The organism is Streptosporangium sp. NPDC049046 (genome assembly GCF_040649155.1).
In the GTDB taxonomy this organism is placed as follows: Bacteria; Actinomycetota; Actinomycetes; order Streptosporangiales; family Streptosporangiaceae; genus Streptosporangium.
On sequence record NZ_JBEZEZ010000013.1, the window covers coordinates 1 to 17,540 of the forward strand.

Below are 17,540 nucleotides of genomic sequence, written 5' to 3' on the forward strand. Positions count from 1 at the left end.
CCGTCCCCATGGTCGACGGCCAACCCCTGCTCTACCACTGGTTCGTCTACACCCACTTCGCCACCGCGAGCCACCTCACCGGCATCGAACCCCTCGTCCTGCTCTTCCGCCTGGGCATGCTCCCCATGATGTTCACCCTGACCATCCTCCTGGCCATGATCACCCACCGCCTCACCCGCTCCCACCCCGCCACACTCCTCGCCATCACGGGCACCGTGTTCATGACCGCCCCGAACCTCTACCTGGGGGTGAACCTCGGGATGTTCACCTGGAGAGGCTTCCAGTCCTGGACAGGCCCCACCCAGACCTTCGGGGCCCTCCTGTTCGCCCCGGTCGTCCTGCTGCTCGTCGACCTCCTCGAAGGCCGGAGACGTGACGTCGGCAGATGGCTCCTGCTCGGCGTGTTCATGGTGGCGGTGATGGGAGCCAAGGCCACCCACCTTCCCCCGCTCGCCGCGGGACTGGCCGCCGTCGTCGGGGTCGAGGTGATCAGGCGGCGCCGGATACCACGGTCCGCGCTCGTCGCGCTCGGGATGACGGTGGCGTGCTCCCTCTTCGCGCAGGTAGTACTGTTCGGCGGTGCGAGGCAGGGGACGATGGTCGACCCCCTCTCCCTGCTGCGCCGGGCCTGGGGAGAGCTGACCGGCCACGTCGGCGCGGCCGAGCCGCCGCCGCTCTCGGTGCTCGGTGTCACGGTGCTGTACGCGCTGTGCCTGGCCGTCGCGTGGTGCGGGATCCTCGGGCTGCTGTGCAGGCCAAGACTGCTCCTGCGACCGGCGGTGGTCCTCCTGCTCGGCATGGGCGCCGCGTGTGTCGCCGCCGTGCTCCTGCTCGGGCACCCTCACCTCGGCCAGCTCTACTTCTTCGGGGCCTGCTATCCCTACATGATGATCGTCGCGGCCTACGGGCTCTCCGTCATCGTGCGACGGGCACGGATGCCGCTCGGGACGATCGCGTACGCGGTCGGCGCCGGTGTGATGACGGCCTACCTGATCCGCATGCTGTGCGACGTCAGGACCCCCCTGCCCCCTGGCCGGCCGGACACCGTGCTGTACCTGCCCTACGCCGCGCTCCTGGCCGTCGTCGTGCTGGTGGCCGTCGCCCTGATGGCGACCGGGCGCGGCGGCCTGCGGGCCTGGGCCTTCATGCTTGTCGCGTTCGCGGCGGTCGGGCCGCCCGCCGCCTGGTTCACGCGCGTTCTCCCGGGCGCGGAGAGCGTCCCGGTGGCCCGGACGTTCGGGGAGGTCCCGCCGGTGCCGGTTCAGGCGGTTCCCCAGGGTGCCCTGGAGGCCGGCCGGTGGCTGCGCGCCCACTCGGACCCCGACGACCTGGTCGCCACGAACGCGCACTGCCGCTGGGGGTACGAGAACCCGTGCGACAGCCGTCAGTTCTGGGTGGCCGCCCTGTCGGAGCGGCGGGTGCTGGTCGAGGGATGGACCTACACCGCGGCGAACATGAGCCACTGGCGGCCGGGGTCCCCGCCGGAGTACCTGCCGTTCTGGGACGAGGAGCGGATCCGGCTGAACGACGCCGCCTTCCAGGCCCCCTCGGCGGCCACGATCGGGCGGCTGCGCGAGCGCTACGGGGTGCGCTGGCTCTTCGCCGACGAGCGCCGCACCGGCCGGACCTCCAGGATCGGGGACTTCGCCGAACTGCGGTTCCGCTCCGGCGACTGCGCCGTCTACCGGATTCCGGACGGATCGGCGTGACCTAAGACTTGCGTAATGGATCGCCAAGTAACGACGGCGCGACGCGTGTCGGCCGGTCCTTTCGTTGTTCACTTCGGCCGTGAACGCAACCGACCTGAAGACGATCCCCTTCAACAGGACGCACATCTCGGTGAACGAGCTGGACTACCTGGGGGAGGCCGTGCGCCGACGATCCACCTGCGGAGACGGGCCGTTCACCCGGCGGGCCGCGGAGATCCTCGGAAAGATCACCGGGGCGGGCCAGGTGCTGCTGACCACCTCCTGCACGCACGCGCTGGAGATGTCGGCGATCCTCCTGGATCTCCGGGCCGACGACGAGGTGATCATGCCGTCGTTCACCTTCACGTCGACGGCCAACGCCTATGCGCTGCGCGGGGCGGTCCCGGTCTTCGTCGACTGCAGGCCCGACACCCTCAACGTGGACGAGCGGCTGATCGAAGCGGCGATCACCGATCGCACGCGGGCCGTCGTGGTCGTCCACTACGCGGGCGTCGCGTGCGCGATGGAGGAGATCGCCGAACTCTGCGACCGGCATGGCCTCACCCTCATCGAGGACAACGCCCACGGCCTGGGCGGATCCTATCGAGGCCGGTCGCTCGGATCGTTCGGCAGCATGGCCGCGCAGAGCTTCCACGAGACGAAGAACGTGCAGTGCGGGGAGGGCGGCGCGCTGCTGCTGAACGACGCGGGTCTCGTCGCGCGTGCCGAGGTCATCCGGGAGAAGGGCAGCGACCGCAGCCGGTTCTTCCGCGGTCAGGTCGACAAGTACCGATGGGTCGACATCGGCTCCAGCTACCTGCTGTCCGACGTCCTGGCCTCACAGCTGACCTCGCAGCTGGAGTCGTTCCACGAGATCCAGTTCCGGCGCCACGCCGTCTGGTACCGGTACCACGAGGAACTGGCGGACTGGGCGAGGGGGAACGGGATCTCCCGGCCGACGATCCCCGACGGCTGCGCGCATCCGGCGCACCTGTACTACCTGCTGTTCCCGGATCTGGAGAATCGCCGGGCCTTCATCGACCATCTCCGGGGGGAAGGCGTGCAGGCGACGTTCCACTACCAGCCCCTGCACGCCGCGCCCGCGGGGGTGAGGTTCGGTCGCGTGGCCCCGGGGGGTTGCCCGGTCGCGGAGAGGGTCGCCGACCGCCTCGTGCGGCTGCCGCTCTACGCCGACCTGGACGAGACCGGCGTGGCACGAGTGATCGACGCCGTCCGGTCCTACGAGGTGAGCTGATGGCCTGGCGCGACGTGATCGAGGCGCGGGCCGTACGGGCCGTGGAGTCGCCGCTGGAATCGGCCAGGTTCGGATGTTCCGTGGAGCGTCTCACCGTCCCCGTGGAGTCCGGGGCGCCGTTCTCCGCGGTCCGTGAGGCGCTCCTGGGGTCGGTCGCGGACGTCGTCGTGCTCCGGTACCCGGCGGAACACGTCGGCTGGTTCGCGAAGCTGGCCGCGCTCGGCCGGACCGCCGTGTTCGCGGACTCCCTGGTGTACTGGCGCCTGCACGCGGGAGAGGGGCGCGGGCCTGCTCCGTCACCCGGGCTGCGAACGTCGGAGCCGGCCGGTCCCGCCGCGGTGGAGGCACTGGTCTCCGACATCTTCGGCGTGTACGGGAACCACTATCTGGCCAATCCGCTGTTCGACGCGGCCGAGGCCCTGGCGGGCTACCGGGAATGGGCGCTGAGGTCGTCCGCGGAGGGGGAGTGTCTGACACTGGAGGATCGAGGCGCCGGAGTGGAGGTGCCCCGCCCGCTCGGGCTGGCCACGTTGGAGGAGGACGGTCCCCGGACGGAGATCCTTCTGGCCGGAGTGGTCTCCGGCTCACAGGGGCGTGGTCTCTACGCCCACCTGCTCAGGGCCGTCGAGGACCGCGCGCTGGCGCGTGGCGCGGCGGAGGTCGTCATCTCCACCCAGGGACACAACACGCGGGTGCAGAGGGCATGGGCGAGGTACGGATTCGAGCCCGTCCAGACCCTCCTCACCGTTCATCTGGTCCGGAGCCGGCTCCTGCGCGTGCGTGAACGCCAGGGCCGCCGGGCCGCTGGGGAAGATCGGCGGCGGACGACCCGACGCGCTCGCGCACCACGTACGTCGGACGGCCCATGCCGTTTCCGTGAATGCGGCCGATGTACTCACCGAGGACTCCGATGGACAACAGCTGGGCGGAGGAGAAGAGCGCGACCATCGAGGCGACGGTGGTGAACCCGGCCACCGTGGTGTCGCCCGCGGCGAAACGCCACAGGACGGCGCCCCCCAGCAGCAGGCCGATCACACCGACGAGGAATCCGAGGTAGCTCGCCGCGCGGAGCGGAGCGGTGCTGTAACCGAGGAGCATGTTCATCGCGTGCCCGACCAGCAGGCGCGGCGTGTAGTTCGATCGCCCGTGGTCGCGCTCGTTCATGTGCACGCCGACGGAGCCCACCTGCGTGGTGGCCCATGACAGGGCCACGTCGACCGACGCGTGTGGTCCCGACAGGCCCTCGAACCCGTCGCGCATGTGCGTGCGCAGGGCCCGGAAGGCGCTGATCGTACGCGCGGTGCGGATGCCCAGCGCGCCGGCCATGGCGGCCTTGACCGACCGGGACGCGAGACTCCGCAGGAACCCGTGCTCCTCGTCGTGCGGGACGCCGTACACCAGGTCGAGGCGGTCGCCTTCGAGCGCGGCCAGGAGGAGGGGGATCTGCTCGGGGGGATGTTGCAGGTCGTCGTCCATGGTGACGACGACTTCGAACGCCGCCTCCCTGATGCCGGCGACCAGCGCGTTGTGCTGCCCGTAGTTACGGGACAGGCGGATCGCCCGGACGGCGTCGACCCGGCGGGCCAGCTCCGCGGCGGTCTCCCACGTGTCGTCCGGGCTTCCGTCGACGACGAGGATCACCTCGTGCCGGACGGCCAGGCCGTGAAGGACCGGCATGAGCCTGTCCACCAGCGCCGGAAGGGTCCGCGCTGAGCGGTAACACGGAATAACCACCGACACCGACATTGATCCCCCGATTATTTCTTGTCGCCCACTACAATCCTGTTTCATCCCAATGTCTGACCACGATCCGGAGCGGCCGTCACATGGTTGAAGTCGAAGGTGGAACCGTCCGTGACAATAACCCGCGTTTCGGGCGGCCGGCTGTGATCTCGGCCTTTGGTGGCCACCGCATCACATATCTGTTCGCCGGCGCCATGACGGCTATGGTCTATTACGTTCTCCTCGGCTTAGGATTGCTGGCCTTTGAAGATGGCGTTCCCTATCTTTTCCTGGTCGTGGTCAGCCACCTGATCACCGTGGTGATCGTCTACCCCTGGTACAGGCTGGTGGTCTTCCGCGACTCCGGGTATTCCTGGCCGGCGGGCTACCTGCGGTTCTACGTGGTCGGGCTGAGCTTCCTCGCGGCGTCCGTCGTCGGGGTCCCGCTTCTGGTGGAACTCGCCGGGGTCCCGATCATGGTGGCCCAGGGGATGGTGATACTGACGAGCCCGCCGCTGAGTTACGCGATAAACCGGGCGTGGGTGTTCCGTGACCGAGGAAAAGTGTGAAATCGACAAAACGCCGTACGCTCTTCAGTAAAGGTGTGAGCCGGTGAAGAGGCGTCGATTTCGGGTTCCGGTAAAGTCGGGCGGACATGTGGCCGCACGGCCATGTGTTCTTCGCGGAAGGACTCGAAGAGCGTTGAAGGCACTCGTTCTGGCGGGCGGTAAGGGAACGAGGTTGCGCCCGCTTACCCATACCTCGGCGAAACAACTGGTCCCGGTCGCCAACAAGCCGGTGCTCTATTACGGGCTTGAGGCGATCCGGCAGGCCGGCATCACCGACGTGGGCATCGTCGTCGGCGACACGGGCCGCGAGATCCGGGACGCCGTGGGCGACGGCTCGCGGTTCGGGCTGGACGTCACGTACATCGCCCAGGAGGCTCCCCTCGGGCTGGCGCACTGCGTCCTGATCGCCGGGGAGTTCCTCGCCGACGAGCCGTTCGTGATGTATCTGGGGGACAACTTCCTGGTGGACGGCATCACCGATCTGGTGGACGCCTTCCGCCTGGCCGACCACGACGCGCAGATCCTGCTCACCAGGGTCGCCGAACCGCAGTTCTACGGAGTGGCCGAGATAGGGCCGGAAGGCGAGATCCTCGGGCTGGAGGAGAAGCCGGAGCACCCGCGCAGCGACCTCGCGATCGTCGGGGTCTACATCTTCTCCCCGGCGATCCACGAGGCGGTCCGGGCGATCACCCCGTCGGCGCGCGGCGAGCTGGAGATCACGGACGCCGTCGCGTGGCTCCTCGACAACGGCTTCCGCGTCCACTCGCATCTTGTGAGCGGCTACTGGAAGGACACCGGGCGCCTCCAGGACATGCTGGAGTGCAACCGCATCGTCCTCGAACGCGTCGAGCCCGACATCAGGGGCACCGTGGACGACCTGAGTGAGGTCACCGGGCGGGTCGTCGTCGAGCCGGGCGCGGTGGTGGAGAACTCGGTCCTTCGCGGTCCGATCGTGATCGGCGCGGATACCAAGATCCTCTCCTCCTACGTCGGCCCCTTCACCTCGATCGGCTCCGGCTGCCTGGTCGGCGGCGCCGAGATCGAATACTCCATCGTGCTCGACGGTTCCTCCGTGCAGGGCGTCTCGCGTATCGCGCACTCCCTGATCGGGCGCGGCGTCGAGGTCAGCCGCGCGGCCGGCGTCTCCAACACCCACGAGCTCATGGTGGGCGACCACAGCAGGATCCAGGTGCGCGCATGAGAGTCCTCGTCACCGGCGGAGCCGGGTTCATCGGGTCCCACTACGCCAGGTCCCTGCTGCTCGGCTCCTGGCCCGGCTGCGAGGACACACGGGTCACCGTCCTGGACAAGCTCACCTACGCGGGCAACCTTGCCAACCTCGCCCCCCTCGACGGCCACCCCGGTTACGCGTTCGTGCGGGGCGACATCACCGACGCGCGGCTTCTCGCGGACGTCGTTCCCGGCCACGACGTGGTCGTGAACTTCGCGGCGGAGAGCCACGTCGACCGGTCCATCGCGGGCGCGGGCGACTTCGTGACGACGAACGTGCTGGGGACCCAGAGACTTCTCCAGGCCGCGCTGGAGGGCGGAGTCCGCACGTTCCTTCAGGTCTCCACCGACGAGGTGTACGGCTCTATCGAGGAGGGGGCCTGGAGCGAGAGCGAACCGTTGCTGCCGAACTCGCCCTACTCGGCGGCGAAGGCGGGTGGCGACATGCTGTGCCGCGCCTACCACCGCACCCACGGGCTCGACGTCCGGGTGACCCGCTGTTCCAACAACTACGGCCCCTACCAGCACCCCGAGAAGCTGATACCGCTCTTCGTCACCAACCTCCTCGACGGTGAGAAGGTCCCGCTCTACGGTGACGGGCTCAACGTGCGCGACTGGCTGCACGTCGACGACCACTGCAGAGGCATCCAGACGGTGCTGAGGAAGGGCGCGCCCGGCGAGGTCTACAACATCGGCGGCGGCGTCGAGCTGACCAACCGGGAGCTGACCGGGCGGCTGCTGGCCGCGCTCGGCACGGGCTGGGAGGCGGTCGAGCCGGTGGCCGACCGGCTCGGGCACGACCGCCGCTACTGCGTCGACTGGACGAAGATCCGGGCCATCGGCTATGAGCCCCGCAAGGACTTCGGCGACGGCCTGGCCGAGGTGATCCGGTGGTATCGGGACAACCCGCGGTGGTGGCGTCCGCTCAAGGAGCGGACGCCCTGACACCGGACCCGTGCCACGGGGGCACCGGTCACACGAGCATCGTGTCAGCTGTGGAAGATCAGGTCGACCCAGTAGTTCGTCGCCTGGTAGGTGCTCGTCGGGAAGATGTTGCTCGGGCTGTAGGTGTAGACACCGTTGCCGCCTGAGGCGCCGTCGGCCAGGGCGGTGAGGGCGCCGTTGACGTACTGAGAGGTGAAGTACGGGCGGTCCGTCGAGTAGTTGCCGGATGTGGTGTGGTAGGACGCGACGTAGGTGGTGCCGCCGGTGACGTTGACGGGTTGTGAGAAGTTCACCTGCTGCCAGCCGGTGGCGGTCTCGCCGGAGAACACGGCGCTGGCCAGGAGTGTGCCGTCGATCCCCCACAGGCTGGCGGTGTGGACGCCGGTGTTCTGCGGGCCCTTGTAGAACCGGATCCCGCTCACCTTCCCGTTCGTCGCCGCCTTGAACTTGACACCGAGGGAAACCCCCTGCGGATCGGACTGCGACGGGACGCTGGGCACCGCCACCCTGTCCCACAGGCTGTCCGTCGGGATGAACACGACGTCCACCCAGTAGTTCGTCGCCTGGTAGGTGCTCGTCGGGAAGGTGTTCCCCGCCCCGTAGGTGTAGACGCCGTTGCCGCCGGAGGCGCCGTCGGCCAGGGCGGTGAGCGGGCCGTTGACGTACGCGGAGACGAAGTAGGGGCGGGTCGTCGCGTAGCGGCCGACCGGAGCGTAGTACGAGGCGATGTAGGTGGTGTTGGCGGTGACCGCCACCGGTGTCGAGAAGCTGACCTCCTGCCAGCCGGTGGCGGTCTCGCCGGTGAAGGTGGCGCTGGCCAGGAGGGTGCCGCCACTCGTCCACAGGCTGCCGATGTGGGTGCCGGTGTTCTGCGGGCCCTTGTAGAACCGGATGCCGGTCACGGTCCCGCTCGTCGCCGCCCTGAACTTGACGCCGAGGGTGACCCCCTGCGTGTCGGGCTGCGCGGGGACCGCCGGCACCCCGGCACTGTTCCACAGGCTGTCCGACATGCTCTGGATGACGGGTGGTGACGTGCTCGGCGCGAAGTGGATCAGAGCCTCGTTGTCGAAGGTGTCCCCCCCGAGATAGACGGCGACGATGCTGTGATCTCCCCCGGAGAGGTCGGAGACCGTGATCCTGGCGGGGATGCCATCGGTCTGGAAGGCCGAACCGAGGACTGTCGAGCCGTCCTTGAAGACCACCTCGCCGGCGGGGACGACCGTACCGCTGACCTGCTGCACCGTCGCCGTCAGGGTGACCGGGTCCCCTCTCCACGCGGGGTCGGCCGAGGAGGTCAGGCTCGTGGTGGTCGGCGGGTCGTTCGGCACGGTGAGGCGCGTGAACGGCAGGCTACCGGTGCCCTGGATGGCGGCCGTGCCGTTGAGCGCGAAGACGCGGCCGTTGACGTTGGCCCCGCTGCCGATCGCGACCGTGCCCTGCGCCAGGAGGTTGCCGCGGAAGGTGCAGTACGTGCCCAGCGTCGCCGAGCCGCTGATCTGCCAGAAGAGGTTGTTGGCCTGGGCTCCGCGCTGGAGGCTGATGTTGCTGATGTTCGCCGCGTCGAGGCTGGAGGCCTGGAAGATGAAGACGGCGTTCGGGTCGCCCTGCGCGTCGAGGGCGAGCGTCCCGCTGATCGAGAAACTCCCGGTGACGGAGTTGTAGACACCCGGCCCCTTGGTCGTCCCGCCCAGCTGGGCGGCCACCGTGGCGTCGGGCGTGCGCCCGGCGGCGTCGTTGTAGGCGCCGGTCGCGTCGGCCTTGGCCTGCGCCGCGACGGCGTTTCCTATCTGCTTGGTCCCCGAGACCGTGCCGGGCGGGAAGCCGGTCACCGTGGTCCCCGGGCTCACCCCCAGGTTGCCGGTGACCGTCGTGGAGTTCACGTTGGTGATCGCGGCCGCCAGCACTCCGAACGGCGCGGCGCTGCCGATGTTCACCGGATCGGCCGCGCTGGCGCCGCCGGGGGTGCCGGCGACCGCGCCCATCGCGAGGACGGCCGCCACGGCCGCCTTCAAAAGGACGCGGCCGGCGGAACCTCGCGGTCGGGGCGGGCGGAGCCGGAGGAGCGGCCGGCTCCGGGCCCTTCCGGTGTCGATCATGGTCGCGGTCGTGCCGGCCGTCTGGTCGGGCGCGTCGCGAACGGTTTTGGACATGCGACACAACTCCTCACTGATCTCGTGATGCGTCAGACGCCCGGTGTTATCCGTCGTCTGTGATCTGTCATGAATAAAAATTGAATTTTTGTCGACCTTCTGTGTGATTTGTCGCATTAACCACAGAGGTGACCGAGGGTGGATATTGAGAGAAATAATCGAATTATCGTCACGCCGCTTAAGGGTGTCACCTAACACGCTGACGACTCTGCCGTGGGGGTTGGCGTACGCGGGTTCGTGTGCGGCCGGGAAAAGCGCATGTTGGCGTGCGGATGATGGAAAATTTACTCACCAATACTTCTGGATATTGCTTGATTTTCGGTACTAAAGTGGCATCTGCGCTGTTCGGAGAGGTCTTCGTGGGTAGGTGGAGGTGGCCTGCTTTCGCCCTCATGTCCGCCCGCCCTCTTTGTCGACAGCCTTCAATGTGGCCATAAAATACATAAAAGTATATTTGAAGTAATTGTGTATGTTTCAAGGTTTTTGCTCTGTTGTCGGTGGTCGGCAGGGCCTCGTGTGCAGGGCTTGAGCAGCTCCGGCCCCTGGGCGACACGCCCGGACAATGGCGGGATGGGCGGTGCGGGAAAGCAGGACTCTTACAGTCGAGGTTGTCTTGTCCCGAATCGACAGGGGTTCTGCCGTGAAAGAGAAACTGGTGGTGATCGGCCAGGGGTACGTCGGCCTGCCACTTGCGATGGGGGCCGTCACAGCGGGCTTCGACGTCGTGGGAATCGATGTGGACGAGTGGAGGGTCAAGCGCCTCAACGCCGCCGAGTCCTATGTCGAGGACGTCGACGACGAGATGCTGTCCCTGGCCCACCGGTCCGGCCGATACATGGCCAGCGCCGACTACGCCGCAGCCGAGGGGTTCGACGTCTGTGTGATAACCGTGCCGACGCCGTTGCGCGAGGGCGTTCCCGACCTGCGCCACATCGGCGCGGCGGGGGAGTCGCTCGCCCCGCTGCTGCGGCGGGGTGCCGCGGTGGTTCTGGAGTCCACCACCTATCCGGGGACCACCGAGGAGTATCTGCTGCCGCTGCTGGAGGAGGGCTCAGGGCTGCGGGCACCACAGGACTTTCATCTGGGCTACAGTCCCGAGCGAATCGACCCGGGCAACGCGCACTGGCGCCTGGGGAACACGCCGAAGGTCGTCTCCGGGATAGACGGGGCGTCCCTGGAGAGGGTCGAGGCGTTCTACGCGAGGATAGTGGACAAGGTGGTCCGAGTCTCCTCGCCGCAGGTGGCAGAGCTGTGCAAGCTCCTGGAGAACACCTTCAGGCACGTCAACATCGCCCTGGTGAACGAGCTGTCGATCTTCGCCCAGCAACTCGGCATCGACGTCTGGGAGGCGATCGAGGCCGCCTCCACCAAGCCGTTCGGATACATGCGCTTCACCCCCGGTCCCGGCGTCGGCGGGCACTGCCTGCCGATCGACCCGTCATACCTGTCGTGGAAGGTCAAGCGCAGCCTGGGACACAACTTCCAGTTCGTGGAACTGGCCAACGACATCAACGACCACATGCCCGACCACGTCGTGCACCGGATCGGACTCGCGCTGAACCGGTTGCGCAAGCCGGTCAACGGCAGCCGGGTGCTCGCGCTCGGCCTCGCGTACAAGAAGAACGCCGGAGACTGCCGAGAGTCACCGGCGATCGACGTGGTGAGGGGTCTTCGCAAGCTGGGCGCGGACGTGCGGGCCGCCGATCCGCACGTGGACTGCTTCCTGTTGCCGCAGGGCATCAAGGTCGTCGCGTTCTCCGAGCGGGAGCTGGCGGCGGCGGACGCGGTGGTGGTCCTCACCGACCACGACTGCTTCGACTACGAGCTCGTCCAGCGGGCGAGCGCCCTCGTCTTCGACACCCGCAACCGCTGCCGGGGGCCGAACGTCGAGAGGCTGTGACCTCAGGAGAGACCGTGACCTCGCGCCGTGGGGCGTCCCGGCGGCCTCCGCCGGGACGCCCCACGCCGGATGACCGCGATCCGACGGGGTGGGGGAGCGGTGGGCCCGGCCGGGGGTGGTTGCGCCGGAGGGGCAGGACCTCATGACGCGGGCGATCGGGTTTCGAGCACCGTCGCCGACTCGGAGCACGAGTCAGGACCTCATGACGCGGGCGATCAGCTCCTCGACCTGGTTGTTGAGCCTGCCGCCCCGGGACCATCCCGCGTAGTGGGTGAGGAAGACGACGATCTCGCGGAGCTCGTCGGGGGTGAGGTCGCCGGTTCGCAGCGCCGCGTCCAACTGGAGGTCGACGTCCTCGTTCATGCCCTGGCCGACGAGCAGGCCGATCAGCAGCATGCGCCGGTCGCGGTTCGAGATTCCCTGCCGGGACCACACCTCGGCGAAGAGGTTCTCGATGGTCACCCCGAAGAGGTCGCCGGGTTCGTTCTCACCGTGTTCCCAGCCGTAGACATGTCTCATCGAATACCTCCGTGTGGAAGCCCCCCGGCAGCCGTTCCCCGCCGGGAACGGCCAGTGGAGTCCTTACCCCGTCCGCCCCCGCCGCTTCCGGCCTCAGGGAAAGATCTTTTTTCCCTAAAGTCCAGGTATGTAGATGTATTTCGTACCAGGGATCATCCCGTGTTGCACGCGCGGACTCCGATCGGCGGCGGGCGGGATGCCGCGATAATCGGGATATGCGGTTCGACATCCTCGGCCCCACCCGGATTCGGCTCGACGGTGGCCGCGTGGTCGTCGTGGGCGGACAGGGGATGCGCGCGCTGCTCGTGATGCTCCTCCTCGACGTGGGCAAGGTCGTGACCACCGAGCGGCTGATCGGCGGCCTGTACGGCGACGACCCGCCCGCGAACGCCGCCAACGCCCTGCAGTCCCAGGTCTCGCGGCTGCGCAGGGCACTCGGCGACCAGGAGGTGATCGAGTTCCACCCGGCGGGCTACCGGCTCGCGGCCGGGGCCGACGCCGTCGACGCCCACCGATTCGAAGGGCTCGTCGCGGAGGGTCGCCGGGCACTCGCCTCCGGCGAGCACGACAGGGCCGTGCGGCTGCTGGGCGAGGCGCTCTCCCTGTGGCGCGGGCCCGCGCTCGCCGACGTGGGGGACTCGCCGTTCGCCCCGGCGCCCTCGGCCAGGCTGGAAGGGCTCAGGCTCGACTGCGTGGAGGACCGCGTCCAGGCGGAGCTGGAGCTGGGCCGTCACCGTGAGCTCGTCGCCGAGTTGCAGGGACTCACCGCCGCCCACCCCTTCAGGGAACGGCTGTACGGGCAGCTGATGCGCGCCCTGTACGGCTCGGGCAGGCAGGCCGAGGCCCTGGAGGTGTACGAGGGGGCGAGACGGGTCCTCGGCGAGGAGTTCGGGGTGGACCCGTCGGCTGAGCTGGCCGCCGTGCACCTCGCGGTGCTCAGGGCCGACCCCGCCCTCGCCGGCGTCCCCGCGGCCGGTGCCGCTCACGGTGCCGCCGGCGGTGAGGGCGGCGAGGGCGCCGCCGCCGCGCCCGTCAGGTCGGGACTGCGGGCCCCGCTGACCAGTTTTTTCGGCAGAAAAGAGGAGATGTCCAGGCTCCACGCGCTGCTCGGCGAGGCGAGACTGGTCACCCTCGTCGGTCCCGGCGGCGCGGGCAAGACCCGGCTGGCCGGCGAGGTCGCCGCGAAGGAGCCCGGCGACATGTGCTTCGTGGAACTGGCCGCCGTCTTCGGCGCGGGAGAGGCGGTCCAGGCCGTACTCGGCGCGCTGGGTGTCCGCGACGCCGGTCTGCTCCCCGGACGCCCGGTTCCGGCCCCCCTGGCCAGGCTGGTCGCGGTGCTGGCCGACCGGCCCGTGCTGCTCGTGCTGGACAACTGCGAGCACCTGGTCGCGGAGGTCGCCGAGCTCGCCGGCCACCTGCTCGCCGCCTGCCCGGGACTGCGTGTCCTGGCGACCGGCAGGGAGGCGCTCGGTATCACCGGGGAGGTGCTCCACCCCGTCGCGCCGCTGCCGGTGCCGAGGGCGGGCACCGGCGCCGAAGAAGCCCTCGCCTACCCCGCCGTGCGGCTCTTCGCCGACAGGGCGGCGGCCGTGCGTCCCGGCTTCCGCGTCGACGACGCCAACGTCGAGCAGGTGCTGGGCATCTGCCGCGCCCTGGACGGCCTGCCGCTCGCGCTGGAACTCGCCGCGGCGCGCCTGCGCTCCCTGCCGGTGGCCGAGGTGGCGTCCCGGCTGGGCGACCGTTTCCGGCTGCTGTCACGCGGCAGCCGCACCGCGCTGCCCCGGCACCAGACGCTGCGCGCCGTGGTCGCCTGGAGCTGGGACCTGCTCGACGACGACGAGCGGTCGCTGGCCGGACGGCTCACCGTCTTCGTGGGCGGCGCCACGCTGGAGGCGGCCGCCCGGGTGTGCGGACCGAGCGAGGAGGAGGTCGTCGACCTGCTGAGTTCCCTCGCGGAGAAGTCGCTCGTCGAGCGGGTGGGCGAGCGTTACCGGATGCTGGAGACCATCCGCGCGTACTGCGCCGAACGGCTGGCCGAGACCGGCGAGACCGAGGCGCGTCGCGAGGCGCACGCCTCGTACTACGCGGACCTGGCGGCCACGGCGGACTCCCACCTGCGCGGTGCCGGGCAGCTGGAGTGGCTGCGCAGGCTGGACGAGGAACGCGACGACCTGCACGCCGCGCTGCGCTGGGCCGTCGACACCGGCAGGGTCGAGCAGGCGCTGCGCCTGGTCGCGGGACTCGCCATGTACTGGTGGCTGCGGGGCCGCCGCTCGGAGGGCGCGGGCCTCGCCGCCGACCTGCTCGTCGCGATCGGATCGCCCTCCGCCGAGGACGCGACCGGGTCGGTACCGGCCGAGGGAGCGACCGAGAAGGTGACCGGGTCGGTACCGGCCGAAGGAACGGCCGAGAAGGCGGCCGGATCGGCGCGAGGCGAAGAGCAGGCCGAAGAGCCGGTCGGGAGCGCGGCGGGGCCGGTGCCGTCCGGGGGAGTGACGGGGGTCGCGCCGATCGAGGGGATGGAGGAGGAGTACGCGATCAGCGTGCTCGTGGCCGCCTTCGGCGAGTCGCGGTCGCCCCGGCGCCTCGTCCCGCTGGCGGAGATCATCCCGCCGCTCGACCGGCCGTACCGGTGGCCGTTCCTGGCCATGTTGTGGCCGATGCTCACCGGACCGCCCGACTTCCTGCCGGAACCGCCGCTGCCCGTCATCACCGATCCGTGGGTACGGGCGCTCAGCCGCTTCGGTTACGGCTACTTCCATCTGTCCGGAGGCGACGCCGCGAGCGCCGAGCACCACTTCGGGGAGGCACTGGAGCTGTTCGGCTCCATCGGGGAGCGCTGGGGGAGCGCGCTCACGCTGGCCGAGCTGGCCGGGCTCGCCGACCTGCGGCAGGACAGGGCCGCGTCGCGCGCGCTCGCCGGTGAGGCGCTCCGGCTGGCGCGGGAGCTCGGATCGGACGAGGACATCGCGGAGCTCGTCTGCCAGGAGGCCGCGTCGGCCGTACGCGACGGTGATCTCGCGGCCGCTCACGCCGAGTACCTGCGCGCGGCCGGCCACGCCCGCAGGGCCGGTGTTCCCGATGTGATGGCCAAGGTCCGGCGTGGCCTCGCCGAGGTCGCGAGGCTCCGAGGGGATCTGGACGAGGCGCGCGCCCTCGCCCTCGGCGCCCTGGAGCTGTGCACGCAGGAGTGGTACACCACCGAGGAGATCCGGTCGCGGATCACCGTCGAGCTGGGCCGGATCGCCGCGGCGGGCGGAGACGGCGCCGGGGCGAGGGCCTGGCACCTCAGGGCACTGGAACCCGCGCTGCGGCGTTACTCGCCGGTGGCGGGCCTGGTGCTCGAAGGTCTGGCGGAGGTCGCGCTACTGGAGAGGGACGCCACGGGCGCGGCCCGGCTGCTGGGCGCGGCCACGGCCCTCGGCGGCACCCCGGCGGCGAACCTCGACACCGGCGTCACGGCGGCCGTCCGCGCCCGGACCGGTGACGCCGCCTACGAGCGGGAGTGGCGCGCGGGAACCCGCCTGTCGCGCAGCGAGGTGCTCGCGGTGTTCGCCACGTGATCTCGCCCGGATGTCCTGGATTCCGAGATGATCGGGGACCCGCGCGGTCCGGTCACGGCGGTGATGAGGGGACCGTCAGCGGGAGGTGCGCGGGCCGTCAGCGCCGCCGATCACGATGGCGGGCATGAAGGATCACTCCCCGATCACGGATCGCCGCAAATGGGCGACCCTCGCCGTCGCCTGCCTGGCGGCGCTGCTCCTCTCCGTCGACGTCACCGTCCTGCACCTCGCCCTCCCTCAGCTCGTCGCGGACCTGCGGCCCTCGTCCACCCAGATCCTGTGGATCGGTGACGCGTACGGGTTCGCGCTCGCCGGGCTGCTGATCACGATGGGCAACGTCGGCGACCGGATCGGCCGCAGGAGGCTGCTCCTCATCGGCGCCGTGGCCTTCGGAGCGGCCTCGGCGGTGACCGCGTACGCTCCCACCCCCGAGTTGCTCATCGCCGCCCGGGCCCTGCTCGGCGTGGCGGGCGCCACGATCATGCCCTCCACCCTGTCGATCATCCGCAACGTCTTCACCGACCCGAAGGAGAGGACCACGGCGGTCGGCCTGTGGAGCGGGATGGGCGCGGCGGGGTTCGCCCTGGGACCGGTCGGCGGCGGCCTGCTGCTCGACCACTTCTGGTGGGGATCGGTCTTCCTGATCAACCTGCCGGTGATGCTGCTCATCGTGGTCGCCGGTTTCCTCGTGCTCCCCGAGTCGCGCAACCCCGCCGCGGGGCGGGTGGACCTCGTGAGCGTTCCGTTGTCCATCGCCGGCGTGATCGGTTTGATCTACGCTGTAAAGGAGGCGGCCGCGTACGGCGTCACCGACGCCGGTGTCCTGGCGGGGGGTGCGGTGGGGATCATCGCCCTGGCGCTGTTCGCGCGGCGGCAGACCCGGCTGGCCGAGCCGCTGATCGACGTCCGCCTCTTCCGGCGCAGGGCCTTCTCCGCCTCGGTCGGCGCGAACCTCATCGCCATCTTCGGCATGTCCGCGCTGTCGTTGATCTTCGCCTGGTACTTCCAGCTCGTCCTGGGCTGGTCACCCCTTCAGGCCGGTCTCGCGGGACTGCCCGGAGGTCTGTCGGCGGCGGTCGGCGGGGTCCTGGCCGCGGGTCTGATCGCCCGGTGGGGCCGGGCGAGGACGGTGGCGCTCGGCCTGGCGATGGCCGCCGTGGCCTTCGCCTGCTACGGCCGGATCACGCCGGACACCTCCTACCTGTACTTCCTCGGCCCCATGATCGTCTGCGGGGTGGGCATCGGGCTGACGTTCGCGGTCACCAACGACACCGTGCTCGCGAGCGTGCCCAGGGAACGGGCCGGTGCCGCGGCGGCGATCTCCGAGACGTCCTTCGAGTTGGGCGGCGCGCTGGGTATCGCCGTGCTGGGCAGCGTCCTGACCGGTGTCTACCGGGGGGAACTCCGGCTCCCCGAAGGGCTGCCCGGCGAGGTGGCCGCTCCCGTCGTGGAGTCGCTGCCCACCGCGCTGGAGGCGGCCACGGCACTTCCCGGCCGACTGGGGGAGACCGTCGCCGAGGCCGCGAGGCTCGCCTTCGTCGCCGGGGTCCAGGTGACCGCGATCACCGCCGCGATGATGATCGCCGTACTCGCGGTGGTCTCGCTCGCCGGCCTGCGCGGTGTCCCCGACGTGATTCCCGAGATCCCCGAGGAGCTTCTTCCCGAGGCGCGTGGCTGAACGGGACCCCGAGGTGATCGGCTTCCCCGTTTCCCTCGGGTACCCGCGTCCTCGCCGTCGACCGCGGTGGCGCCGAGCCCTGACCGTCGACCCGCTCGCGACGTCTCGCCGCGAGCGGGCCCGGTTCCTGAGAGCGCTCTCACTTAAATGTAACACCGAAGGTGCGGATGTTGAGATTCCCCTGGTAGAAGCGGTTCTAGGGTCGCAAGGCATGCGCAGAGCAGGTTTTTGTATGAGAGAGCGCTCTCGCGAGAGTATTGACTCGGCTGTGTCACAGCGTCAGGATCTGCGAAGTGCGGACTCGGGGGATCCGCAGGTCCA

General features: G+C 69.7%; 11 protein-coding genes and 1 pseudogene. 9 read left to right on the forward strand and 3 right to left on the reverse strand.

Annotation, left to right across the window (positions count from 1 at the left end):
* The 3 genes and pseudogenes from AB0B96_RS19700 to AB0B96_RS19710 form a co-directional block, all read left to right on the forward strand.
* A partial coding sequence (locus tag AB0B96_RS19700; protein WP_362900471.1) for a hypothetical protein occupies positions 1 to 1,709 on the forward strand: 1,709 nt, incomplete at its 5' end.
* Between the two features lie 79 nt (positions 1,710 to 1,788).
* Positions 1,789 to 2,943 (forward strand): dTDP-4-amino-4,6-dideoxygalactose transaminase, encoded by a 1,155-nt coding sequence (gene rffA, locus AB0B96_RS19705; RefSeq protein ID WP_362900473.1) that lies wholly within the window; start codon positions 1,789 to 1,791, stop codon positions 2,941 to 2,943.
* Positions 2,943 to 3,653, forward strand: a pseudogene (locus tag AB0B96_RS19710) (GNAT family N-acetyltransferase); the annotation flags it as partial. The gene rffA and the pseudogene AB0B96_RS19710, both read left to right, overlap by 1 nt.
* A gap of 31 nt (positions 3,654 to 3,684) precedes the next feature.
* Here AB0B96_RS19710 and AB0B96_RS19715 read toward each other — a convergent pair.
* Positions 3,685 to 4,734, reverse strand: a complete 1,050-nt coding sequence (locus tag AB0B96_RS19715; protein ID WP_362900475.1) for a glycosyltransferase family 2 protein — start codon at positions 4,732 to 4,734, stop codon at positions 3,685 to 3,687.
* 35 nt (positions 4,735 to 4,769) lie between these two features.
* On the opposite strand from AB0B96_RS19715, the gene AB0B96_RS19720 reads away from it, so the two are divergent.
* The 3 genes from AB0B96_RS19720 to rfbB all read left to right on the forward strand — a co-directional run bounded on the left by AB0B96_RS19720 (position 4,770) and on the right by rfbB (position 7,409).
* Positions 4,770 to 5,234 (forward strand): GtrA family protein, encoded by a 465-nt coding sequence (locus AB0B96_RS19720; protein WP_350944228.1) that lies wholly within the window; start codon positions 4,770 to 4,772, stop codon positions 5,232 to 5,234.
* A gap of 133 nt (positions 5,235 to 5,367) precedes the next feature.
* A complete protein-coding gene (locus AB0B96_RS19725; RefSeq protein WP_362900477.1) occupies positions 5,368 to 6,435 on the forward strand; it encodes a glucose-1-phosphate thymidylyltransferase in 1,068 nt (355 codons plus the stop codon).
* Positions 6,432 to 7,409, forward strand: coding sequence for a dTDP-glucose 4,6-dehydratase (rfbB, locus tag AB0B96_RS19730; RefSeq protein ID WP_362900479.1), 978 nt, complete (start codon positions 6,432 to 6,434; stop codon positions 7,407 to 7,409). Before AB0B96_RS19725 ends, rfbB begins: the two co-directional genes overlap by 4 nt.
* Positions 7,410 to 7,453: 44 nt before the next feature.
* On the opposite strand, the gene AB0B96_RS19735 is transcribed toward rfbB, so the two are convergent.
* A complete protein-coding gene (locus AB0B96_RS19735) occupies positions 7,454 to 9,559 on the reverse strand; it encodes a DUF4082 domain-containing protein (protein ID WP_362900481.1) in 2,106 nt (701 codons plus the stop codon).
* A 640-nt stretch (positions 9,560 to 10,199) separates the two neighbouring features.
* On the opposite strand from AB0B96_RS19735, the gene AB0B96_RS19740 reads away from it, so the two are divergent.
* Positions 10,200 to 11,459 (forward strand): nucleotide sugar dehydrogenase, encoded by a 1,260-nt coding sequence (locus tag AB0B96_RS19740; protein ID WP_362900483.1) that lies wholly within the window; start codon positions 10,200 to 10,202, stop codon positions 11,457 to 11,459.
* Positions 11,460 to 11,651: 192 nt separating this feature from the next.
* Here AB0B96_RS19740 and AB0B96_RS19745 read toward each other — a convergent pair whose 3' ends face one another.
* Entirely contained in the window at positions 11,652 to 11,978 is a 327-nt protein-coding gene (locus tag AB0B96_RS19745) for a carboxymuconolactone decarboxylase family protein (protein WP_362900485.1), read from the reverse strand.
* Positions 11,979 to 12,193: 215 nt separating this feature from the next.
* Here AB0B96_RS19745 and AB0B96_RS19750 point away from each other — a divergent pair, with 215 nt between their 5' ends.
* Both AB0B96_RS19750 and AB0B96_RS19755 read left to right on the forward strand, forming a co-directional pair.
* Positions 12,194 to 15,541 carry a BTAD domain-containing putative transcriptional regulator gene (locus tag AB0B96_RS19750; RefSeq protein WP_362900487.1) on the forward strand — a complete coding sequence of 1,116 codons (3,348 nt, stop codon included), beginning with the start codon at positions 12,194 to 12,196 and terminating at the stop codon, positions 15,539 to 15,541.
* Positions 15,542 to 15,665: 124 nt separating this feature from the next.
* The gene (locus AB0B96_RS19755; RefSeq protein ID WP_362900489.1) at positions 15,666 to 17,219 is read left to right on the forward strand and encodes an MFS transporter; all 1,554 of its coding nucleotides are present in this window, start codon (positions 15,666 to 15,668) and stop codon (positions 17,217 to 17,219) included.
* Positions 17,220 to 17,540 lie beyond the last annotated feature (321 nt).